Below are 24,032 nucleotides of genomic sequence, written 5' to 3'. Positions count from 1 at the left end.
TACACAAATACACACCAAAATCAGTTGCAAAAACCGTATATCTAAATGTATTTTTAGGAGCCCTAATCATATCACAAGGATACTACTCAAAAACGGCCATACAACAATTATCTGAGAACTAAAAAATTCAGGCCCCTAAAAATTTTACAATTCATGGAATGTAAAGGCAAAATCAATTCTGAAAAAATGGGTTATCGAAATCATTTTAGAGAATGTTTTATTAAATATTATTAAAATAGTGGAGAGGAACAATTATGAAAATTTGTCAAGAATGCGGTTCTGAAGTTAAAGAAGATGAAGACACTTGTCCCATGTGCGGTAGCGAAGACATTAAAGAGGAAAAGTTCTGTAGAATCTTGGGCACCAAATTATGAAATCCAATGTTGCTTAATTCATTTTCAGGAAAAGAAACATGAAAATTTAGAAAATCACAAAAAAGGACTTTGACAGGATAATAGAAATCTATAGTCTTGCAAGGGATTTCATGGCAAAGAATGGGAACCAATCACCTGGTTGAAAATTTAGGATTCTATATTATGGTACAATCTATGTGGAACCGGACAATTGTCCTCGTTTAGCATATGAAAAAATAGAAAAAAAGTAGATTAAATAATCTACTTGACTTTAACTTTTGTTTTAATTGTGTTTTTAAGGTAAGTTATTTTTGCTGTGTATTTCTTACCTTTCTTGAGTTTTTTGATAACCTTTTTCTTAATGGTAAATTTAGCAACACCCTTTTTATTAGTTTTTGCTTTTAATTTTTTACCTTTAATTTTAAGGATTAACTTTTTATTTTTAACCGCTTTCTTGCCATTTTTGAGGGTTGTTTTTATGACAAGTTTTTTGGCAGACTTTTTAACAGCATATTTCTTTTTAGCCTTGAGATTTTGTTTCACTTTAACTGTCTTTTTGATAGTCTGGCCTTTGTATGTTGCTGTCAATTTGTATTTGCCAGGTTTTAGTGTTTTTGGCATTTTTAAAATAGCATAACCATTTGCATTGGTTTTTACCTTGTAGGTTTTCTTGTTGAGTTTTATGGTTACTACCTGATTTTTACCTACAGCTTTACCGTCATCACCAATGACCTTAACCTTGAACCTGGATCCATCAAAGTAATACATCACAAGATTTTTAGCACCACTGAACCTTGAAACAACCTTAATAGTAGTTTTTTTAACTTCAGAATTTACAGGATTTGTAACAATGATTTTCTGTGATTCAGTCAATTTTTTAAATGGAATTGTTATGTATCCGGACTTATCAGTTACGAAAACCTTTGATTTACCATTAATTGAAACTGAAACCTTGGTATTATTCAATCCTTTTCCTGTAGAGTCTAAAACTTGTAATTTATAATTATAATCACTGTTGTAGCCCCTAATGACATCAGAAGAGACAATAGTGCTTTTTACAATGATATAATTGACAATGGAAACATTACCGCAAGTTGTTGTAATGGAATAATTTCCCGGTCTTAAATTTATTTCAAGCATAGCAAATCCAGTATCGTTTGCTTTAACAGAATATGATACTCCATTAACCTCAAAAATCACTTCAGCACCAGGAGTGACATTTGCAACAAATTGATCGTCACCGAGGTAATATTTTACAAGATTATTGGTCATGTTCAAGTCAGAAACTGTATACGCCTTGAGAATTGCTACAAACATTACTTTCGCCAGGTCTTCCCATTCCTTACTACTATCACTTACAAAAGACTGGCCATATTGAGGATGAATTCTAAGGTCATTGGCAACACACACCATATTCTTAAAGGTGACTTTAAATTTATCTCCTTTTTTAATTTGGACAAGTTTATCAAGCTTGATTGTTTCGTATCCGTAGAATTTACTTATTCCCTTTTGAGTATATAGGTCAATACCGTTTACTGATATTGTAAACTCATATTCCACGCCACTTTCCTTGAAGCAGGTTCCAACAGCACCAATAAGCTCATCTTCATCGGCAGTGAAAACACTGCAATAATATTTGCTTTCAGGTAACCATTTCCAGTCTCCACCAACATCATGTTGGTAAATCCTATTGTATGAGTCATTGTTAATTATGTAGCAAACGCTTTCCTTGTCCGCAAGGGAGGTGTCATAATAGGACATGTAGAAATATCCTTCATCACCCCAGCCGGTTCCCCAACTGTTTTTAACAATCCATGCACCATCGCCCTTAGGAGTTTTTAGGAAATTATATCTGGAATAATTGTCATCCCATCCTACAATACAAACCCTGTGGGTTGAGTCTGTTTGGTCATAACAGTATTGTGCAGAACTTGTTTTGTTGAAATATTTACTTTCATTGAAATCAGCACGATGACTGACTGCTACGGCACCATAATTGATTAAAGCATTTTTAAGCAAATTCCTATCGGCATCAGTTCTTAATGGAGGTATTGCAACAACATTTTGAATATGGATGTTATCAGTAGTTCCGAAGAATTGGGAAATCTTACCCATCTCATCATATTCCTCATATTCCCCATCGAAAACTCCAAGCCAATCAATCAAATATGCGATAGCGGTAAATGGATTTCCACCTTCCTCAATAGTGTCAGACCCATATTTTGAAAATTTGAGCATTAAATTTTGCATATTATTTACAGATAAGGAATAGGTCTTATTTGTATACCTAAGCAATGCAGATTCCAGTGCAGCCATGTTTCCAAAAGCCCAGCAGGCCCCCATGAATCCTTGATCTTTAACAGGAGTGGTCCAATTGTAGCTTCTCAAATCAAATTTTTTAGGCAATTCCTTAAAGTATAATGTATTGTTAACTATAATGAACTGTTCTGCATTATTTTCAAAATTATAGTTGTTATTTTTATTGTTGAGAGATTTAACGTCAGAATTGAAATTGTTCTTATTGTCAAACTTCACTTTACCATATACTGTATAAATGCTTGTTCCAGATGGATTGTTGAAGTAATTTTCGTTCAGGGTTAATTCATTATCATATGCAAAAATTGCAGAACCTACAGAACCGTTATTGTTTTCTAAATAGTTTCCATTGAGTGTTGCACTTGACTCATCAAAATAACATGCACCACCTGTGGAACCATCACTGAGTACCTCGTTGGATGTGAAGTTGGAATTGTAAATCTTAACATTAGTGTAGCTTGTATAAATTGCACCTCCACCATACTCTGCACGATTGGAAGTGAAATTTGTATTTTTTATCACTAGATTTCCATCCAATTGAAGGATAGCCCCTCCAAAACGAGACTGACAGTTAGTGAATAATGTATCAGTAATGAGTGTCTCACTTCCAAAAACGGATCCACCCCCAAAAATATCTGCAAAGATGGCTCCTCCATTGTTTTCACTTGATACATCGTCAAATTCACAGTTGGAAATTATCAGACTTGAAATAACTTTTGCTCCAATTGCACCTGCAGTCCTATTAGCAAACAGTTTTTTGAATTTGGAATTCTTAATTGTCAAATTTCCATCATTGATAAAAAAGATTGCAGCAGCATATTTTGAAGTGGTATTCAAGAAATTGGAATTTACGATATTTGCATGTGAGCTACCACCAAAATAGACTTGGCCTTTGACAATCTTATCGCTATTGCTGTAAAATGTGGAATTGACAATATTGACGGTGGACATGAAAGAAGAAATTGAGGCCCCATTTTCTCCACCGTTGTCTATAAATTTACAATCATTAACGTTTAATGCAGTGTTGTAAGAATAAACAGCACCATAATTAGATTTTTCACCATCACCAAAACAATTTATAAATGTAACATTGTTTAATGTTAATCTTGAGTCAGTTCTAATTGCAGAACCATAGCCATAAAAACCGTTTACAATGGTTAAATTATTTATTACAACGTTTTTTCCAGATATATCAAACGCTCTGGACTGATTCTTACAATCAACTTTATGATTATTTCCATTTATTACAAAATTATCCTTGGTTACATTGATTCCACTAGAATAACTTTTGTCAGTTTCATTATCGAACTCATAATCTTTTTCAAATGTGAAACTAGAATCTTTATCCTTAATTTCACTATAAAGAGAATTAAATGAGTTTGTCTCATCAGTATCTTTTAATACATCAATATTGCCAGTATCGTTTAAATCAGCTGCGGATATTGCAGTGATTGAAATCAGAAAGACTGCCAATATAAAAAAAGGTAATATAAATGTATTACGTTTCATAGTTCTCCCCATATATTTATACAAAATAACTTATATTTTATAAAATATTTAAATTTATACTTAAGAAATGAATAATTATTCAAAATTAAATGAAATGAAAAACAAGAAAAAAACTTATAAAAGAATATACAGATATTCAGCAGTGAACCAAAGGTATTCGACCACACTGCCCAGACAGGAACACTTGTGGTAGAGTACTTCCCTGAGTACATGACCACTAAAATAAGAAGTGTAGAATAACTCTCATTGAGTTATTCTCTTTTTTAATTAATATTTAAAACAAGTACTAGTTTTCTTACTGTAGCAATTGTTACAGCTTTGACAAATTGAAACCCCATCACCGTTAGCTTTCCAATCAGCCAAAAAGTCAGCCTGTGCCACAAACGGCTTGGACATTGACATTAATTCAATATCAGAATGGTTTAAAACATCATTCATGGATTTCATGTCCCTTAAGGATCCTCCTAAAATTACTGGAATGTCCAAAGAGCCAATTAATTCATCAGCATAAACCAAAAACGGATGTTTATCCTTACCGTCATAAAGATAAGATATGGTACGTGCAGTCAACTGTATGCTGTCTGCCCCTGCCTTTTCAAGTTCCTTTGCAACTTTAATACTTTCCTCAGCAGTCATTCCATCCTTTCTGACATCCCACGGATTGATACGAATGCTTACATGAAAACCAGGCATTGTCTTTTTGATTACCTTGATGATTTCTGATGCAATCCTTACACGGTTTTCAGTGCTTCCCCCATATTGGTCTTTTCTTTGGTTGAAGTAAGGATTTATGAAACGTGCCAGATAAAAATTGTTTCCCATATCAATCTGCATTCCGTCAAAACCTGCAAATGAGAATTTCTTGGCAGCCATTATAACTTCTGCCTGCAATTTCCTGATTCCTTCAAGGGTCAAGTCATTTGCCTCTGCCTTTTGGTTGTCGCCATCATCATAGTAGAAGAACGCCAATTGCCCTAAAATAGGAACGTCGTGATTATGGCAGATGTCTGTTACCATCTTATACTCCTTGACAAAACCAACATAGTTCAAGCTTGCGCAATATGGTGCAAAGCGGTCCTTATGGTCAAGCACAAACATTTCAGATACGATTAAACCAGTTCCACTGCCTGCAATCTTTTCATATTTATCATAAATAGCAGGTGAGAGAAATCCCCCTTCCTCTGTTTCGGTTTCCCAGGTACCGGTCCTTACAATTCTGCTTTTTAGGTTCAAATCTCCAAATTGCATTTCATCAAAAATATCCTTCATAAATAATCCCCACATATAACTTTACAAAATAATGTTTAAAAGAAAAATATATAAATTAACAAGTAAGTTTAAAGTAACTAAAAAAAGTAAAATTAAGGTAATCTATTTGATTACCATTAAAGTATCACCGATGCTTACAGCATCACCAGGTTCCACGAAAATTTCCTCAACAGTACCGTCCACTTCAGATTGGATGTCGTTTTCCATTTTCATAGCTTCGATTACTGCAATGGTGGATCCTTGTGAAACTTTGTCTCCAACATTAACGTTGAGTTTGATTACCATACCTTGCATTGGTGAAGGAACTGCACCTTCAACAGGCTTGAAGTTTCCAGATTCAGTCTCTTCAATTTCCATGAATCCGGTAGGCATGATTTTAACCTCAAACACGTCACCGTCAACTTCAACATTATATTGAGTTGGAATTCCAATTCCATCATTTTCATCAATGGTGTGTGCTGGTTTGAGTTCCTCTTCTTCAGCTTCACCTTTGAGGAATTTCGGAGCGATTGGAGGGTATAACGCATAGGTTAATGCATCCTCATCAGATTTGACAAATCCTTCCTTTTCACCTTCTGACTTGAACTTGTCGAATTCAGGTTCGAGCAAGTCTGCAGGTCTGCAATCGATTACCTCTTCATCTCCAATTATTCTTTTTGAGATTTCCTCATTTACTGGAGCAGGTGGTTTACCGTACATTCCTTTCATGTACTCTTTAACTTCATTGGATACGGTTTTGTATCTTTCTCCACCCAACACGTTCATTACAGATTGGATACCAACAATTTGACTTGTAGGAGTTACAAGTGGAGGGTATCCCATGTCTTTTCTTACACGTGGCATTTCTTCCAATACGTCAGTGTATCTGTCGAGCGCATTTTGCTCTTTCAATTGTGAAATGAGGTTTGAAAGCATTCCACCAGGAATTTGGTATAATAAAACATCAGTATCAATACTTTCAGAGATAGGATCAAGAATTCCTAAGTATTTTTCCTTAATCTTTTCGAAGTATTCCTTGATGTTGTTTAATAATTTTAAGTCCAATCCAGTATCAAATTCGGTTCCTTGAAGTGCTGCAACCATACTTTCTGTAGGAGGTTGGGAAGTACCCCAAGCAAGAGGCGATATTGCAGTGTCTAAAACATCAACACCAGCTTGACAAGCAGCATAATAACTGATTGGAGTCATACCACTGGTACAATGACAGTGCAAGTCTACAAGCAAGTCAGTTTCTTCTTTTAATTTTGATACTAAATCATAAGCCGCAGTAGGAGTTATTAAACCAGCCATATCCTTGATTGCAACTGAATCACAGTCAAGTGCTTCTAAATTCTTAGCCAATTCAACAAAATCATCTAATGTATGTGCAGGACTTATAGTGTAACTTATTGTTCCTTGAACATGAGCTCCTTGATCTTTTGCAACCTTAATTGCTTTTTCCATATTTCTAATATCGTTTAAAGCGTCAAAAATCCTGAATATGTCAACACCATTCTCATAGGATTTTTCCACAAATTTAGTTACAATATCATCAGGATAGTGTTTATAACCTACCAAATTCTGTCCTCTTAAAAGCATTTGAATAGGAGTATGATTGAATTCAGATTTTAATTGTCTTAACCTTTCCCATGGGTCTTCGTTTAAGTATCTGATACAAGTATCAAAAGTTGCTCCACCCCAAGCTTCAACAGAGAAGTATCCAACTTTATCCATCTCTTCAGCAATAGGAATCATGTCCCTAGTTCTCATCCTAGTTGCAAGCAAAGATTGGTGAGCATCACGAAGTGCTGTTTCTGTAAATCTTACTTTTGCCATTAATATTACACCTCTTTCAATTTTTATTAATAAAGTAATCTTAAATTATCCAACTATAATATATGTTTTTATTATTATATAAAATTATAACATTGAAAAACAGTCAATAGAAAAATTAGTGAAAAAATAGTGAAATAAAATAAAATAAAAAAATAGTGAAAATTGAAAAATTATCTTTCCAATTCGCCGGAAATGAATTTTTCAACATTTTCGTATGCTTCATCATCAGTGTATTGAATTGGAGGATGTTTCATTGTGTATGAGGAAATTGAAGTTAATTGTCCACCAATACCCCTTTCTAAACCAATTTTACAACATCTTACAGCATCAATTACACATCCTGCAGAGTTTGGAGAGTCTTCCACACTTAATCTGAGTTCGATGTTCATTGGAACATCACCGAATGTACGACCTTCCATTCTAAGGAAACATAATTTATTATCGTTTTGCCATGGGACATAGTCACTAGGTCCGATGTGGATGTCACGATCATCCATTCTTTCATCTAATACTGATTGCACTGCTTCGGTTTTGGATTCTTTTTTGGAATCTAACCTTTCACGATTGAGCATGTTTAAAAAGTCAGTGTTACCACCAGTATTTATTTGGTAGGTTCTGTCTAATTTTACTCCCCTATCCCTGAATAAACTAGCTAGTGTTCTGTGTGTGATAGTAGCACCGATTTGAGCTTTAATATCGTCACCTACAATAGGAATTCCTTTAGCTTTAAATTTAGCATCCCATTCGTCATCACTTACAATGAATACTGGCATACAGTTCACATATGCAATTTCAGCGTCAAGTGCGCATTGTGCATAGTATCTTGCTGCATCTTCAGAACCTACTGGCAAGTAATTTACCAATATTTCAGCGCCGCTTTCTTTTAAGACTTCAACAACGTCAACAGGCTCTTCGTCACTTACAACAAAAGTGTATTCATCATCATAGTTGGACATGTGTTCAGCAACACCATCCAAGACATGACCCATGCTAACCTTAACATCATATTTTGGAATTTCTTCTTGGAATATTGTAGTACAGTTAGGCTTTGCGAAAATTGCTTCGTCAATAGTTTTGCCAACTTTTCTTGCATCAACATCAAAAGCTGCAACGACTTCAATGTCACTAGGAGTGTATCCTCCAATATCCCAATGCATAAGTCCTATTGCATCTTCTGGCTTTTTACCATCATAATAATGTATACCTTGAATTAAGGAACTTGCACAGTTTCCTAATCCTACAATTGCGATTTTAATTTTATTCAATATAAACACCAGCGAATTAATTAATAAATAATACTTTAAATAAATAAAATACTAATATTATGTTATCTAATATACTTTATATAATTATTGTTTAGGATATGAAAATTATAAATTGAGGAAGAATAATGAACCCATATATAGAAATTTTAAGACCGGGAAATGTCATAATGGCAGTCATAGCAATTGTACTTGTAGCTATCGTCGGCCATACTGTATCAATACCAATCATTTTAGCCATGCTTGCAGTATTTTTTGAAATAAGTGCTGGAAATGTCATCAATGATTATTTTGACTATAAAATTGATTTGATCAACAAGCCACATAGGCCAATTCCTTCAGGAAGAATTTCACCAAAAACAGGGCGCAATTACGCTTACCTGTTGTTCATTCTCGGAACAATATGTGGATTTTTAATTTCATACCTCAATAAGGATTGGACTGCATTCCTAATTGTTGTAATCGCTGATTTCATCCTATACTTCTATGCACGTACCCTAAAGTCAACACCATTGATTGGAAACCTGACCGTCGGATTCATGACAGGATTATGCTTTGCATTTGGAGGCTACACAATAAACAACCCTGAAATTATTGCAACTTCATGGTTTTTAGGATTTTTTGCATTCATAATGACAACCGCACGCGAGATAGTTAAAGACATAGAAGACATGGAAGGGGACAAAGCAGAGGGGGCCAAAACACTTCCAATTTTACATGGTGCAAAATTATCCGCAGCACTCGCATTAATTTTGATAATCATTGATTGTGTGCTCTGCCCATTATTGTATGTGCAACATGTATTTAGCATAATTTACTTGGGAATAATAGCCATTGCAGTTATAATTTTCATATATAGTGGAATATTAATCATTAGAAATCAAGACGAAAAAACTGCTGCAAAGTCATCAAAATATTTGAAAATAGGAATTTTAATAGCATTCATTGCATTTGCTCTAGGGTCCTTTTAAAGAAAATGGTATAATATTTATATAAACTCTTAAAAAACTATTAATAATGTTTGAAGAATTCAATATTAACCAGAAAGACAAATATTTTTTACTGTCAATTGTAATTTTAAGCACTATCCTCGTAGGATACTACATTAATTTTAATTACAATCTTGGAATTTATTGCAGTGACGTTTATGTATATCTGTTAAATTCATTATATTATACTGGAAAAAATGTCTTTTCAACAGGCAATATTTTCTTGTCTCCACTAATCTGTTTTATAACATCAATTTTTTTCAGATTGGGTCTTGTTGATAAACTAGCAATTTATATTGTAACCGGAGCATTTGCCATTTTTGGAAATATTGGATTTTATTTATTATTAAGACGATTTTTTGATGAAAAGCTAAGTCTTACAGGTACAGTAATCTATTCTTCACTAACACTATACCTAACCTGGCTTGCAAATGGTACATTAGATGTCCCTGCAGTGAGCATGATTGTTTGGATTGCATTGCTTGAATATATCGCAATAAACGACAATCCCAAATTTTACATTCCTTTCATGATATTCCTTATTTTAGGAGTTTTTACAAGATATCCTCTTCTTTTAACATTCCCTGCATTCGCATTATATTATGTTATTGAAAAAGGAATTAAAATCGAACCAAAAGATTCAAAATACATTAAAAAAGGAATCCTTATAGCTGGAGCGATACTAATCATTACATTAGCGATTGTATTGATAATGGGAAACGGACAATTTGAAGCAGGAGGTCAGATTTCACGGGGAATAGGTGGAACATTAGGCAGTGAATCCGATCCGGCATACAATCCAGATTTTAGCTATTATCTAATGAACATGCTTAATTTTGTTTCAAATTCACACACGTACTTTGATGGAAATCCTGTTTTGGACAGCAGCACCCCATTATCATGGGGATTACTGATAATATTAATTGCAGGTATGGGATTATGGCTGAATGACCATAAAAGAAAAATAGAGAAAAAGGACATTCTTCCAGCAATATTCATAATACTTGGAATAATCAGCTTTTCGAGAGTAACCTCAGTGATTACAATAGTGTTGGTTTTATTCGGATTATACCTTATGGGCAGAGACTCAGAACATAAAATCGAATACTTTATGCTTGGTTGGATCTTGTCAAATTTCATATTCTTTAGTTTTAATCCCGTGAAAGTGAACAGGTACATATTGCCAGTCTTTCCTGCAATAGTTTACTTCCTGCTACTTTCAATTCAGTCAATTTATAATCATGTAAACATTAACAAGAACATCCTGCCTATAATATTGATTTCATTATTCCTAATACAGGCATTTGCATTCACATTCACTTTTGAGCCAACAAACGAGTATAAGGCAACAGAAGACATTTCACATTATATCATAGACAACAATCCTGATTATGAAAAAATGAAAATAGGAGTTTACAATATCAGACCGTTTGGCTGGTGGTTAGGTGAAAACATAACAGGAATCCCAAGTAGCGCCCAAAGTGAAATTGATGCAAGCAATGTAACCTATTACATTTCAAAGAATCCATTAAACAATGTAACAAATTATACAGAAATAAAAAATATTGATGGAACATATTTATATGAGAAAACCAATGTTTAATCCTAATTAACTCAATTTCAACTTGATTAAAAGAAAAGAAAAAATTAATTTTTCTTGAAAAAAATTGTGAATAAACCGCCTAATTTTAGAAACATATATAATAAAAAAATTATATAAATAATAGTATAAAAGCAATTTTAAGAGGATAATATGAAAGTTGTATGCTGTAAGAACTGTGGTGCGAAATACCAACTCGATGATGATGACGATATTTCAACATTTGAGTGTTCTTCATGTGCAGGTGACTTAGAATACTTGGAAGACTATTCTGATGGAGAAAATACCTCAAATTCCTCATTAATTGACTCATTCAAATATGATAATTCATATATTGTTCAATGTGAAGATTGTGGATTAAAATACAAAATTAAAAGTAGCGACAGCATACTTGATTATGAATGTGACAGTTGCGGAGGTTCTTTAAGATATTTAGATGAAGAAATGAATAAAGAATTGGATAAATACCTTGAAGAAAGAAAAAAAGAGATTGAAACCATTAGAGAACAAAACAAAGTTAATAAACCAACATCTGAAGAATTAACAAATGAAGAACCTGATCGCTCTTTAAAGTCATTCACTGATAAAATCGGAGATTTCTTTTCAGAAGAGCACATGTTAAAAATAGCTGATGATGAGAAAAAAGAAATGGAACTTCAAGAAGAAGAAGTCAATTTAAAAACTGCTAGAACAACCATTCCTGATGCAGTTTTATCCAAATTTGGAAGAGAATTTGCAATTCCAAAAACCAACGATTACACCATCTTGAAAAATTTCCTTAAAGATGAATTCTTTAAAAGTATGGGAGAATATTATCCTAAAACTGAACAAAAATCCTCATCTAGCTTCCTTGAGAAAATAAGTATAAAGGAACCGGAATCTGTTGATGAAATCGTTCCAAATGAAACTTCACTCAATGACAGCGATGAAGGTGATTTTGACATTCATAATTTAAATTCCAACGAGCTCATCATACTCATTGGAGCAGCCATATTCATTTTAAGCATTATTGAAATCTTAATTATAAATAGTGGTATTGGTATCATTGCATTATTCATTGGTGTGATAATGCTTTGTTACGGACTTTACAAGACAAGAGATGTAAAACAAATTGAAGAAAGAACAAGAATTATCAGAGAACACTTGTTAACCCTTTCCAATGAATACTATGTGTTTTACAATGTTAAAACACCAACTTCAAATTCAGGTATTAACCACGTTGTTGTAGGTCCAACTGGAATATATGCACTTTTATCCCAAAAATATAATCCGAAGCTTAGATTAGAAGCAGAAAACGAAAATTTAAACTTAATCGGTTCTGCTGAATTAGATGAGGATAAAATTGAAGAAGTTCCAACCATGAACAATACCAGAAGATTTAGATACACAACAAAACAAGCTAAATTTTCACAAGACGATAAAGTTAAACAGAAAGCATTATCCTTAGGAGAAGATTTAATCAACTTCTTAAATGACAACAACATTAGGAACTGTTTCGTAGAACCTTTAGTTGGTTTCATTAACAATGAAGTTGTTGTGATTAATATGCCTTTAACCGATGAAGACTTATTCATTGAAGAGCTATTATATCAAATAAAAACTAGTACTATCAAATTAGACCAAGAAACCATTGATAAATGCGCTGTTTTACTCAGTCATTATTCTGCAGATTGTTCTGCAGAAATTTAATTTCTTTTTTTATTTTAACATGTTAAAATCAATTAATGTTCCTTTTTTAATATTTTCTTTTGCTATTTTTCCAACCACATTATCGATTTCAGAAGGATAAATTCCAGTTCCGGGACTTTTAAATGTTAAATCATCATTATCGATTTTTTCATCTTTTTTAATATCCCTAAATGCAACAATTGACCTTCTCATTTCTTTTCGAGATGAAGATTCGCAAATCAATGGCTGTTTGTTTTTCATGCCGTTGATTTTAGATAAAAAATTAACATTCCAATTGAATCTGATTACATCATCACAGTCCATCGCATGTTCGCTACTTCCAGGCAGGGACTTGTCAATAGTGAAATGCTTTTCCAATATGGTCGCACCATAATTGTACGCAGTTGTCAGCACAGCCATATTCTCATCAGGAACAGTATGATCGGAATATCCGATTTCATAATCCGAGAAATTTTCAGACAAATCCTTAATCATTAACAGATTAGCATCCTCATAAGCTGTTGGAAATGACAATACACAATGAAATATTGCAATGTCAACTGTAGAAACCTCTTCGATTGTACTTACTGCTTCTTTTATCTCACGAATAGTGGAACCGCCTGTAGACAATAAAATAGGTTTATTTTTGCTTGCAACATATTTAATAAAAGGAATATTTGTTAAATCTGAAGATTCAATCTTAAACATGTTCATAAATTCATCCAATAAATCCACAGATTGAAAATCAGACAAAGACATTAAAAATATCATTCCAGTGTCTTTGCAATATTGTGCCAACTTCCTATATTCTTCAATAGAAAAATCAAAAGAGCTTGATTCAAATGATGAAAATTCAACTGCAGTTATCCCACAATCCTTTGCTTCATCAATTACAAACTTAGCCGCATCAATATATGAAATTCCTTCTTGTTTAACAAACTCTGATAAATTATTGTCTATTTCAGCAATCAAAACAGGGTATCTGTTAAATATATTCATATTAGCCTCTGTTTAATTCAAATTTTCTATATTCTTCACGTAAAATTGCCCAAATATTCTCAAAACCATTCTTTAAATCAATGGAAAGCATTTTCTGATTCATTTCTACCCTTAAATCATAATCATTAACGAGATTTACAAATTCATCAATGATTTCCTGCCTTCCCACATTCTCTCCAAGGCCCATATTAATAAATCCATTGTTCGGATTTGCAAACACATGTGTCAATTCCCTTTCATCCTGACACAGGCATATTGTAGGAACGCCCAATGAACAGATGTCATATACTGATCTGTTGGAAGAGGAGAATATCACATCAGCCTGAATCACAAATTCACTGATGTTTGAAACATTCTGATAAATCTGAACTGCCTGATTTGATTCATATTTGGAAATGATTTCCTCCAAACCTCTGTATCCAACTCCAAGAATGACATTGATCCTTCCTTCATAATTAGTGGATAAAATTGAATCAATCACCTTTTCAGTAAGATTATTTGAATCGTTAACTCCAAATGTCACCAGGACATTATTCACTTCAGGAGTGATTGTTTTTTGAGGTTGGGAATAGAATTCATCCTTTAAAATATAATATTTATAATCTGTGAAAACATTCTTATCATTGTTTTCATGTTCATAAAGCTCATCAAAGACGACATCAGCAACTTCACTACCTAATCCAACATCCTCAAAGTTAACTACGAAGTAACCTTCATTTTTAAGGATTGTAATGTATTCTCTAGAAGTGTCTGAAATATCATTGATAACCATTTGAGGAGAATATTCCCTTAAACACTTGATTAAATCATCCTCACCATCATAAACCTTATAAGGATAGTTATTCTCTTCAACCATACTTATTCCCAACGGATGGGATTCATCAATCAGGAACAGAATGTCATGGAAAACCAGCTTTGATACAATTGAGAGGCACCTGTACATATGACCTGTTCCAATCTCATCATAAGCATTCACAACAAGGGCAATCCTTTTCTTTTGCAGGTAGTTTTCAGCAATCCACCAATCTTGGTATGTATCAATATTGACACTCTCTTCCTGAGACAGTTCAATTATATCAATATTGGTTCCTAAACGTGAATTTTCCTTAACAAATGCCCTACGAGTAGCTATAAAAGCACCAGTCTCCTTGAAATCCTTAGGCAAGTCTTCCCAGTTACGCCTTTCAATATAATTCGGGAAATATCTTTGATTTCTCTCATCATATCCCCAGCTCAAGCGCCTATCGTCAACAACAGATATTACACTATCAATTGAAAAGTCCTCAAATTTCTCAATGGCATTATCCAAGGTGGACGGCTTAAGCAACGGAGAAGTCGGTTGAAGTGTGATTACAATATCATACTCATCAAATGCCAATTTTTCCTTTTGAACCATTGCATCGTAAACAACTGGTTCAAGCGGAACCTCATCAGTAGACAACTCTTCAGAGCGCCTAATCACACTGGCCCCCAATTTTTCTGAAAATAATGCGATTTTAGAATCATCAGTAGTTACAACAACATCATCAACATAATTAGATGATTTAGCTATGCCAATTGAATAATAGATTAATGGTTTATTATCCAATAATCTGATATTTTTACGGGGAATTCCTTTTGAACCTCCCCTTGCTGGAATAACTACTAGAATTTTATTATTGTTAAACATGTTTTATCCCTTAAATACAATAAAATTTAATTAATACAATAATAAATATAGTTATAATATATTATTAAATCTTCGGTGTTAATATGAATATGAAAGATATGTCACAAAAGATATTAGGAAAAATTAATGAATTAGCAACCCCCGTTAAAATAATGCACGTTTGCGGTTCACATGAACACACAATCATGGAAAATGGGATAAGAAGTTTACTCCCAGAAGAGGTAGAAATCATTGCAGGCCCAGGTTGTCCTGTATGCGTTGTGCCTTCACGTGAAATCGATGAGGCATTGGAGCTAATAGACAAGGGAGTTACAATAACAACTTTCGGAGACATGTTAAGAGTTCCAGGTTCTGAAAGATCACTTGCAGACGCTAAAGCAGAAGGCGGAGACGTTAGAGTAGTTTATGGAATCAATAGAGCTATAGAAATAGCAGAAAAAGTGGACAATGACGTCGCTTTCATCTCAGCAGGTTTTGAAACAACAGCACCAACCACAGCGGCAGAATTATTAAGAACCCCTCCTGAAAACTTCTCAGTATTATCATGTCACAGATTAATCCCCCCAGCAATCGACTTTTTAATCAATTCCGGAGAAACCAGCTTAAATGCATTAATCCAACCGGGACACGTATGCACAATAATTGGAACCAAACCGTTTGAATACTTCTCAACAGAATACGGAATTCCACAGGCAGTTGCAGGATTCAATCCATTAGACATATTGATGTCTGTCTACATGATTTTAAGACAAATTCATAATGAAACACCGAAAATAGAAAATGAATACAAAAGGGCAGTCCGTGAAGAGGGAAATGTCGTTGCAACAGACATGATTGAGCAAGTGTTCGACGTCGATTCAAGGGAATGGAGAGGATTCCCGAAAATACCTAACTCAATCCTTGAAATCAAGGATGAATTCAGCGAATTCAATGCCCGTGAAAAATATGACATTGAAGTTAAAGACGTTAACGAGGCCCCAAAAGGTTGCATATGTGGACCAATCCTAAGAGGACTTGCAAGGCCTGAAGACTGCAAGCTATTCAGAAAGGCATGCAACCCATTACATCCAATCGGAGCATGTATGGTAAGTAAGGAAGGAACCTGTAACATTGCACACAGATATTCAAGGGGATAAAAATGGCAATCGAAGCAATAGCAGTGGACATTGACGGAACAATCACTGACAATACAAGAAAAATATGCATTTCAGCAATCGAAGCATTGAGAAAAGCAGAAAATGCAGGAATTCCAACAATAATCGTCACAGGAAACGTCGTTAACTATGCCTATGCCGCAGAAGTCCTGATTGGATGCAGTGGAGGAATCGTGTGTGAAAATGGTGGAGTCGTCTTTAAGGAAGGTGAGAACAATAATGCCGTTGAGACCATGGTCGAAAGGGACTTTGTGACTTCAGCCGAAAACCACCTTAAGAAAAAAATGGGCGACCTATTTGACAAGCACGCCTCCCACGACAACATGTACAGACTAACCGAAACAGTGTTTTATAAAACACTTGATAACCAAATCTTAGAAGATGCTTTAAAAGATTTTAAGTATTTGGATCAACTTGAAATTTATGACAGTGGCTTTGCACTACACATCACAGACAAGAGAGTGAATAAGGGAACTTCACTCAGATACCTATGTGAAAGAAACGGAATCAACATGGAAAATGTAATGGCAATAGGAGACAGTCAGAATGATGAAGACTTCCTAAAAGAAGTGGGATATAGGATAGCTGTCGGAAATGCCGAGGATAAATTAAAGGAAATCAGCACATATACCTGTGAAAAGTTCTATGGAGACGGAGTGGCTGAAGCGATAGAGAAATTTGCACTGTAGTGATAATATGATTTATGAAATAGCAGAAGACGTTAAAAAAGCTGTTGAAAACAAATGTGACGCTTACGAAATTTATATTGACGAATCAAAATCAATCGAATTGGATTCCCTTAAAGAGGAACTCAACTTTGCCAAAGAAGAAATTGATTTGGGAGTTGGAATAAGAGTCCTCAAGGATAAAAAGCAAGGTTTTGCATTCACTTCCAATATGGACAAGCTCACAGAAACAGCAACCCAAGCAATTGAAAACACAAAATTGACAAAAGTTGACGAAAACATCACATTTGCAGAAGTTGAGAAAGTCCGTGCCGTCAAGGGTGTTTATGACAACAAGTTCAATGACTTGAGCCTTGACGAGTCTGTCGAGTTTTTAAAGGACACCATTTCAACTGCCAGCGACAGCGGATGTGAAGTGACAGGTTCAGGTTTTAGCGCAAGTGAAGGCAGGTCATTGATTGTAAACTCAAATGGCGTTTCCATTGAAGATGAGGGCACAGGATTCGGTTTGGGATTGTCAGTGACCATCCAAAAAGATGGTGAAATCGCAACAGCATACAATTCACAGTCTTCAAGATTCTTTGACCTTGATGGAGAAAAATTGGCCGAAGACGTTTGCAACCTTGCAAAAAGCTCACTCAACACAAAACCTGTAGAAACCGGAGATTATGATGTTGCTCTTGACTATTATGCAGCAACAGGACTCCTTCAAACATTCATAGGAGCATTCAACGGGGAAAACGTGTTGAGAGGAAGGTCCATCCTAAAAGATAAAATAGGTTCCGAGATTGCAAGCCCAACATTATCCATAATAGATAATCCATTGCTTGAGAAGGGAATGTACACCGCAAAATGCGATGGTGAGGGAAGCGTATCACGCAAAACCGATTTGATTGAAAATGGTGTTTTAAGCTCATTCATTTATGATTTATACAATGCAAACAAGATTGGTGAAAAAACCACATCAAACGGCCTTAGGGGCAGCTATCTGACAACTCCAATGATTTCACCGACAAACCTAGAATTCAAGTTTAGTGAAATGAAAGATTTGAGTGAAATCAAGAGAGGCGTTTTAACAACAAGCGTTTTAGGAGCACACACTGCAAATCCTATTTCAGGAGATTTCTCTGTTGAAGCAAGCAATGCATTTAAAATTGAGAATGGTGAGTTGACTGACCCGATTAACAAGGCAATGATTTCCGGAAACATATTTGAAATAATGGAAACAGTTGAAGGATTGAAATCCGAAATCAAGCAATACGGTTCATACATCCTCCCTAAACTGTTAGTGCATGATTTAAGAGTTGTCGGACAATGAATAGAAAACTAAAAGAGCTAATTTCACTTCCAAATGAGGAAGCAAGTCCTGAAGATGACGAATTATTAGTCGAAGAGCTTAAAAAAGCTCAGTTAATAATGCCCATTGAAGTCATCTCACATGATGATGACGATTTTAATTTCAAACCTGTGAAAATTGGAGATGATGATAAAAACGAGTTTATAGCATTATTTACAGATGAAGATGAACTCATTAAAGCCAATGTTGAATTTAGCGTGATTAACATCTCCACCAAAAATCTAGCCGAAATGATAAAGGACACAGGTGATGAATACTACGGCATTGCAATTAATACATTTAGCAAATATTCACTGGCCATTCCGCTAAGTGAATTTTTAAACTTATTTTAAAAAAAAAGAGTTTTGAGAAAAATTACATTTTTCTTAATTTTTCTCTATATCTGTTGATTGTATCGTCTTTATAATCGATTTTGAGATAATCCTCAGTCAATTGTTTATTATTCTCAAAATTCTTAATTTTTTGATTCAAGATATTGTCGATTTCCTTATCCAATTTTTTAATTCGATTGTCGTAGGAATTTTCAGACTTTCTCATGTTTATGTTTGTTCTGCGAGATAATCTTCTAATTTCCTCTTCCATATCGATTTCATCTTTTTTAGGCATAAGACCACCTACATTTCAATGATTGGCAATTGAATTTCAGTTATATACTCATCCTCATTGTCACAGTTATAAACGCCTTTAATCAAGACTTCTTTAGGAGAACCGATAATATCATAATGATTTTCTTGAGCAATCTCAACTAATTCAGCATAAGTATCCATAATATTTTCAGGAGATCCATAATGAGTGCCCGCCAGAACCTTGTTCTCAATCATGTCAACAACACGAATCCTGTCGGTTTCATCCGGATTGTCTTTTACAGGAATGCTTACATCGTAAACCACATCACCCTGATTTACTTCATGCCTTGGTGAGAAATACACAATGAATGGTTCACCATCAGTTTTGATATCTTCTGTATCAACCCAATCCATCAATATGGAAAAGAACACTCCCATATCTGATTTTGGAGTTTTACAATTGATAACCGCTAATTTTTGTTCTGGAATTACTTTCACTTCATAATCCATAATTACACCTTACTTAAAATTTTAATATTAATTGAATAAATAAACTTCTACTTCTTCGCCTTCATCCACAAGCTCAACCAGTTTTGGAATTTTCACATAACCATCTGCTGTTGAGAGTGAGAAAATTGCTCCTGAATCCTTGAATATAGGTTGGACTTTATCTCCATCGACTCTGACCAATTGATATTGCATCCTTCCGACCTGTGAGTGAATTCTTTTTGTGATTTTGCCTTTAACAGTTTCCATCTCAAAGTCCTTATCGATTCCTGCAAGCCTGGTTAATGGCTCTGCAACAAATGCATTGAATATCATCAAAGCAGAAACTGGATTTCCAGGAAGCCCTATGACCATTTTGCCGTCAATGACCCCCACGATTGTCGGTTTTCCAGGCTGAACTGAAATTCCATGAATGTGAACCTCTCCAAGCTCGTCAAGAACATGCTTCAAGACATCCCCAAGACCTGCGGAAGTTCCTCCTGAACAGAAAAGTATGTCAACATCTTTTAGGGAACTTGTGATTTTTTCCTTGACCTCATCATAGTTGTCTCTCATGATGCCCAAGAATTTTGCATCTGCGCCACAGGAAACTGCATCGTTTTTAATCATTCCTCCATTTACATCATAGATTTTTCCATATTCAAGCTCTTCACCTTGAAGAGTAATCTCATTACCTGATGAGACTATACCAACACTCGGTTTTTTGTAAACTTCAATGGTTTCAAATCCTTGAGACAGCAAGACCCCAATCTTACCAGGATTTAAGAAGTCCCCTTTCTTAAGAATCAAATTGCCCTCTTCAATGTCAGAACCCTTTTTGGCAACATCTTGGGTTGGAGTAACGGTTGTCAACAGATTGACTTTACCATCATCCTTTTCAGCATATTCAACCATCAAGACCGCATCTGCTCCCTCAGGCATTGCAGCGCCTGTACTGATTTCAATACATTTTCCAGCTCCCACCTTCTTGTCAGTGGTTGCACCGGCTTCGAGAAAATCAATTACATCCAAGGTATTTGGTGATTCCTCTGAAGCCCCAAAGCTGTCGCTTGAAAGAATTGCAAAACCGTCCTTCAATGCCTTATCAAAAGGAGGAAAGTCCATTCTGGAATAAACATCCTCAAACAATACCCTTCCGTAAGCTTCACTGACCAAAATCTCCTCGCTTTCAGGCTTTAAGTTCTCATCAAATAACTTCTGAATGATATCAATAGCTTCATCACATTCCTTAATTTTTAAAAATTCAGTTCCCATTTTAATCACATTTGGTAAAAATCCAATAAATTAATATATAATATATTAATATAAATATAAATAATTTAATCTTATCGATAAATTTTATTATAATTTTGGAGGAGAGTATTTGTCTAGACCTAATAATAACAACCAACAAGAGTACAGAAGAGTAAGGACTCCTAAAAAAGGAGAAATACCTGGAGTAGTTGAACAGATTATGGGACACGGAAAACTAAAAGTCCGTTGTGCTGATGGAAACATAAGAATGACCAGAATCCCTGGAAAAATGAAAAAACGTATTTGGATTCGTGAAGGAGACGTAATCCTTGTAAAACCATGGGATTTCCAATCCGATGAAAAAGCGGATGTAATTTGGAGATACACAAAAACAGAGTCCAACTGGCTCGAAAGAAAAGGCTACTTAAAAATGTAGTCTAACTACTTATTTTTTTGATTTTAATGGATCCTAAAGTAGCTAAAGCCGATAAAAAACATGCCAAGATTCATTCCGAAAAAAGAAGGAAAGATAATTCTGAGAGAAAAACCGGAAATGAAATCTTCGACAAAATAACATTAGAAACATTATACAAATTAGCTAATCAGGGCCATATTGACATTCTAAATGGTGCAATCAGTACCGGCAAGGAAGCAAATGTTCTGACTGGAATAACCGATGATGAAAAGTTCGTTGCAGTTAAAATCTATAGGATTGCAACATCTGATTTTAAGAAAATGGATTACTATTTGAAAGGCGATCCGAGATTTAATGTCAAAACCAAGAACAAGAGAAAAATTATTTACTCATGGGTTACTAAAGAGTTTAAGAATTTGACAAGATTATATGCAGCAGGAGTCAATGTTCCAGAACCAATAACCAGTGCAAACAATGTATTGCTGATTGAATTCATTGGTGATGAAGATGGAAACCCTGCACAACCCGTTAAAAACCAGCCACCGGAAAATCCTGATGAATTCTGGAACCTACTGATGGTTGAGCTTAAAAAATTCGTCAATGAGGCAAAGCTTGTTCACGGAGACCTTTCCAATTACAATATTTTAAATTTAAATGAAAAGCCTGTGATAATTGACGTTTCACAATCCGTTGTTTTGGACAATCCAATTTCTAAAGAATTACTTGAAAGGGACATCAACACACTTGTTCGTGAATACACCAAACTTGGTGTTGAAACCAGTTTTGAAGAAGTTTGGGAGTATGTGAATCCTAAGTTTTAATTTATTCCACTTATTTAAATAAATCTGCATATTTGATTTTATCTGGAATTGCACAATCCTCCAATCTAAGAATATCTTTTGAAAATAATGATTTCACTTCTTTTGCAAATGGAAAATACAAATCAGGATGACGACAATGTCCCTTTATATAAAAAATTGAATCATTATCAAAAATTAACTCAATACTCCATCGATAACCATCACAGAAAACCCCAAGTTCATTATACACATTACTCCATTGTTTCAATTCAGCCCATTTATAAATCTCATATTTAGTAATTAAATCCAAAAATTCATCCAAAACATCTCGAGACACATCATTACATAAAATTGAATTTTTACCTAAAATACTACACTTAATGAAGTCAATTATGAAAAATGAGGAACTAGAATCGTCAATAATATGGGGCGCATTATAAACAAATTTAAATGATTTCAATTTTAATTTATTCCCATTATCAAAGATACCATCATCCCTAAATTCATAATTTAAATTATTTAGCCATTTTTTAGAATCATTTATATTTAAAATATCATATCCTACTAAATCCATTAAAACCTCAGCAAACTCATACCAAAAACTTGGAAAACACCATTGAACATTATATTCCTTGGTAAAATCTTCAAAATAACATATGAAAGTCCACTGATTTGAAAAAATAACATCATTATGCAATATGATTTTCAATGTATGGAAATAATATTCAGAATCTAATGTGGGTTCAAAGTACTTTAAAACATGACATTCAATATTTTGCAGTTCTTCAATGAAATTAAACTCATCAATCGAATTAAGGAAATTGGTTACTTCTTTATCAGACAAATGAATCTTATCTTTAAACATTAAATCAAATGTTGGATTATAATATGCCTCATTATTCCTAAAATCTATAACAAAATTAGAGTTACTTTCTCTACTTGTGTGGAATATTTCTAATTTTAATAAATTAGCAGCTAACACGAAAAACCACTCCACAATCCATACTACAACAATTTAAACTATATTTTAAACGAAATTTTTAAATTATAGCAATTTTTCCAAATATTCCTTAAGTTCTGGAAGCTCCACTTTCATAGTTTCCCAAACCAAATGCTCAATAACATTTTCATAATCATGAGCATGAATATTCCTCATTGCCTTTAAACTATTCCAAGCAATATCTGGATACTGGTCTTTAAACTCATCGGACAATCTTCCAATATACTCTCCAATTTGAATAATGTTAAAAGCACATGCTCTTTGGTAATGGTCATTGGCCAAATATTCATTAAAATCATCACCAAAATACTCAATGTCACTTGCTGTCGCTTCACAGTATTCTATGATTTTCTTAATATGTTTTCATCTTTAGCGTTCATAGATTATAACCACATCTTTTTTGATTTTATTTAAAAATTCCTTATTATGACTGCATGATGAAACCAAATCCACATGGCATTTGAATTCATCTTCCAAGTCCTGAACAAAAGACATATACTTAATTAAAGAAGTCACATCCCCATCATCCATGATGAAATCCAAATCACTGTCATCACTTGCCTCATTTCTAGCATAAGATCCAAAAAGACATAACCTATTAACCCCATGTTTAATGGCTATTGGAATGGTTCTTTTTGTGATTTCTTCAATTGTAAATATCATTAAAAACACCTAATGAAAATTAATCTGATTAATATTTACTTTTAATTTTATATTAAATAAATATTTTTTTATGCACAAAGTTAATTAAACAAATAATCCAAACTTTATTCAGACAAATGTTACAGAAAGTATTAGTAAAACATCTTTCTTACAGAATATGTCAGCCCTAAGTTTTAGGATTATTTGCGAATTAATACTCATT

At 34.0% G+C, this 24,032-nt stretch carries 22 protein-coding genes and 1 pseudogene; 11 read left to right on the top strand and 12 right to left on the bottom strand.

Annotation, left to right across the window (positions count from 1 at the left end):
* Positions 1 to 122 (top strand): annotated as a pseudogene (locus tag ILA26_RS07715) (IS5/IS1182 family transposase); the annotation flags it as partial.
* 132 nt (positions 123 to 254) lie between these two features.
* A complete protein-coding gene (locus ILA26_RS07710; protein ID WP_292896005.1) occupies positions 255 to 374 on the top strand; it encodes a zinc-ribbon domain-containing protein in 120 nt (39 codons plus the stop codon).
* Positions 375 to 614: 240 nt separating this feature from the next.
* On the opposite strand, the gene ILA26_RS07705 is transcribed toward ILA26_RS07710, so the two are convergent.
* The 4 genes from ILA26_RS07705 to ILA26_RS07690 all read right to left on the bottom strand — a co-directional run bounded on the left by ILA26_RS07705 (position 615) and on the right by ILA26_RS07690 (position 8,527).
* Positions 615 to 4,178 (bottom strand): C1 family peptidase, encoded by a 3,564-nt coding sequence (locus tag ILA26_RS07705; protein ID WP_292896003.1) that lies wholly within the window; start codon positions 4,176 to 4,178, stop codon positions 615 to 617.
* 267 nt (positions 4,179 to 4,445) lie between these two features.
* A complete protein-coding gene (locus ILA26_RS07700; protein WP_292896001.1) occupies positions 4,446 to 5,447 on the bottom strand; it encodes an NADH-dependent flavin oxidoreductase in 1,002 nt (333 codons plus the stop codon).
* Positions 5,448 to 5,549: 102 nt separating this feature from the next.
* Positions 5,550 to 7,262: a sodium-extruding oxaloacetate decarboxylase subunit alpha gene (oadA, locus tag ILA26_RS07695; protein WP_292895999.1), complete on the bottom strand. Its 1,713-nt coding sequence runs from the start codon at positions 7,260 to 7,262 to the stop codon at positions 5,550 to 5,552.
* A gap of 170 nt (positions 7,263 to 7,432) precedes the next feature.
* Positions 7,433 to 8,527 carry an inositol-3-phosphate synthase gene (locus ILA26_RS07690; protein ID WP_292895997.1) on the bottom strand — a complete coding sequence of 365 codons (1,095 nt, stop codon included), beginning with the start codon at positions 8,525 to 8,527 and terminating at the stop codon, positions 7,433 to 7,435.
* A gap of 125 nt (positions 8,528 to 8,652) precedes the next feature.
* On the opposite strand from ILA26_RS07690, the gene ILA26_RS07685 reads away from it, so the two are divergent.
* From ILA26_RS07685 to ILA26_RS07675, 3 genes are all read left to right on the top strand, one after another.
* A complete protein-coding gene (locus tag ILA26_RS07685) occupies positions 8,653 to 9,495 on the top strand; it encodes a UbiA family prenyltransferase (protein WP_292895996.1) in 843 nt (280 codons plus the stop codon).
* Positions 9,496 to 9,541: 46 nt separating this feature from the next.
* Positions 9,542 to 11,116 (top strand): glycosyltransferase family 39 protein, encoded by a 1,575-nt coding sequence (locus ILA26_RS07680; protein ID WP_292895995.1) that lies wholly within the window; start codon positions 9,542 to 9,544, stop codon positions 11,114 to 11,116.
* 150 nt (positions 11,117 to 11,266) lie between these two features.
* Entirely contained in the window at positions 11,267 to 12,802 is a 1,536-nt protein-coding gene (locus tag ILA26_RS07675) for an NERD domain-containing protein (protein WP_292895993.1), read from the top strand.
* Positions 12,803 to 12,811: 9 nt separating this feature from the next.
* On the opposite strand, the gene ILA26_RS07670 is transcribed toward ILA26_RS07675, so the two are convergent.
* Both ILA26_RS07670 and ILA26_RS07665 read right to left on the bottom strand, forming a co-directional pair.
* Complete coding sequence (locus ILA26_RS07670) at positions 12,812 to 13,780, bottom strand: N-acetylneuraminate synthase family protein (protein ID WP_292895991.1); 969 nt, start codon at positions 13,778 to 13,780, stop codon at positions 12,812 to 12,814.
* A gap of 1 nt (position 13,781) precedes the next feature.
* The gene (locus tag ILA26_RS07665) at positions 13,782 to 15,449 is read right to left on the bottom strand and encodes a UDP-2,4-diacetamido-2,4,6-trideoxy-beta-L-altropyranose hydrolase (RefSeq protein WP_292895989.1); all 1,668 of its coding nucleotides are present in this window, start codon (positions 15,447 to 15,449) and stop codon (positions 13,782 to 13,784) included.
* 89 nt (positions 15,450 to 15,538) lie between these two features.
* Between ILA26_RS07665 and hypD the strand changes: the two genes are divergently transcribed.
* The 4 genes from hypD to ILA26_RS07645 are packed head-to-tail and all read left to right on the top strand — an operon-like array spanning position 15,539 to position 18,978.
* On the top strand, positions 15,539 to 16,585 hold the full coding sequence (hypD, locus tag ILA26_RS07660; RefSeq protein WP_292896009.1) for a hydrogenase formation protein HypD: 1,047 nt from the start codon (positions 15,539 to 15,541) through the stop codon (positions 16,583 to 16,585).
* 2 nt (positions 16,586 to 16,587) lie between these two features.
* Positions 16,588 to 17,292 carry a phosphoglycolate phosphatase gene (locus ILA26_RS07655; RefSeq protein ID WP_292895987.1) on the top strand — a complete coding sequence of 235 codons (705 nt, stop codon included), beginning with the start codon at positions 16,588 to 16,590 and terminating at the stop codon, positions 17,290 to 17,292.
* A 7-nt stretch (positions 17,293 to 17,299) separates the two neighbouring features.
* On the top strand, positions 17,300 to 18,607 hold the full coding sequence (locus ILA26_RS07650; RefSeq protein WP_292874481.1) for a TldD/PmbA family protein: 1,308 nt from the start codon (positions 17,300 to 17,302) through the stop codon (positions 18,605 to 18,607).
* Positions 18,604 to 18,978: an SseB family protein gene (locus tag ILA26_RS07645; protein ID WP_292895985.1), complete on the top strand. Its 375-nt coding sequence runs from the start codon at positions 18,604 to 18,606 to the stop codon at positions 18,976 to 18,978. The genes ILA26_RS07650 and ILA26_RS07645 overlap by 4 nt, the downstream gene beginning before the upstream one ends.
* A 22-nt stretch (positions 18,979 to 19,000) precedes the next feature.
* Here the strand turns inward: ILA26_RS07645 and ILA26_RS07640 are convergent, their stop codons facing one another.
* From ILA26_RS07640 to glp, 3 genes are read right to left on the bottom strand one after another with little or no spacing between them, the layout of a single operon-like run.
* On the bottom strand, positions 19,001 to 19,252 hold the full coding sequence (locus tag ILA26_RS07640; RefSeq protein ID WP_292895983.1) for a hypothetical protein: 252 nt from the start codon (positions 19,250 to 19,252) through the stop codon (positions 19,001 to 19,003).
* 8 nt (positions 19,253 to 19,260) lie between these two features.
* Positions 19,261 to 19,722, bottom strand: a complete 462-nt coding sequence (locus ILA26_RS07635) for a GyrI-like domain-containing protein (RefSeq protein ID WP_292895981.1) — start codon at positions 19,720 to 19,722, stop codon at positions 19,261 to 19,263.
* A gap of 27 nt (positions 19,723 to 19,749) precedes the next feature.
* Complete coding sequence (gene glp / locus ILA26_RS07630) at positions 19,750 to 20,973, bottom strand: gephyrin-like molybdotransferase Glp (RefSeq protein ID WP_292895979.1); 1,224 nt, start codon at positions 20,971 to 20,973, stop codon at positions 19,750 to 19,752.
* A 109-nt stretch (positions 20,974 to 21,082) separates the two neighbouring features.
* Here glp and eif1A point away from each other — a divergent pair, with 109 nt between their 5' ends.
* On the top strand, positions 21,083 to 21,388 hold the full coding sequence (gene eif1A, locus ILA26_RS07625; protein WP_292895977.1) for a translation initiation factor eIF-1A: 306 nt from the start codon (positions 21,083 to 21,085) through the stop codon (positions 21,386 to 21,388).
* A 26-nt stretch (positions 21,389 to 21,414) separates the two neighbouring features.
* Positions 21,415 to 22,188 (top strand): serine protein kinase RIO, encoded by a 774-nt coding sequence (locus tag ILA26_RS07620; protein ID WP_292895975.1) that lies wholly within the window; start codon positions 21,415 to 21,417, stop codon positions 22,186 to 22,188.
* 10 nt (positions 22,189 to 22,198) lie between these two features.
* Here ILA26_RS07620 and ILA26_RS07615 read toward each other — a convergent pair whose 3' ends face one another.
* The 3 genes from ILA26_RS07615 to ILA26_RS07605 form a co-directional block, all read right to left on the bottom strand.
* Positions 22,199 to 23,149, bottom strand: a complete 951-nt coding sequence (locus ILA26_RS07615) for a hypothetical protein (RefSeq protein ID WP_292895973.1) — start codon at positions 23,147 to 23,149, stop codon at positions 22,199 to 22,201.
* A gap of 63 nt (positions 23,150 to 23,212) precedes the next feature.
* Positions 23,213 to 23,482 carry a HepT-like ribonuclease domain-containing protein gene (locus ILA26_RS07610; RefSeq protein ID WP_292896007.1) on the bottom strand — a complete coding sequence of 90 codons (270 nt, stop codon included), beginning with the start codon at positions 23,480 to 23,482 and terminating at the stop codon, positions 23,213 to 23,215.
* A gap of 54 nt (positions 23,483 to 23,536) precedes the next feature.
* Entirely contained in the window at positions 23,537 to 23,830 is a 294-nt protein-coding gene (locus tag ILA26_RS07605) for a nucleotidyltransferase domain-containing protein (protein ID WP_058739896.1), read from the bottom strand.
* Positions 23,831 to 24,032: the final 202 nt, after the last annotated feature.

It is taken from the genome of Methanobrevibacter sp., assembly GCF_017940815.1.
GTDB lineage: Archaea > Methanobacteriota > Methanobacteria > Methanobacteriales > Methanobacteriaceae > Methanocatella.
Note: the sequence above shows the minus strand (reverse complement) of the source record. Positions and strands in the feature narration are given on the sequence as shown.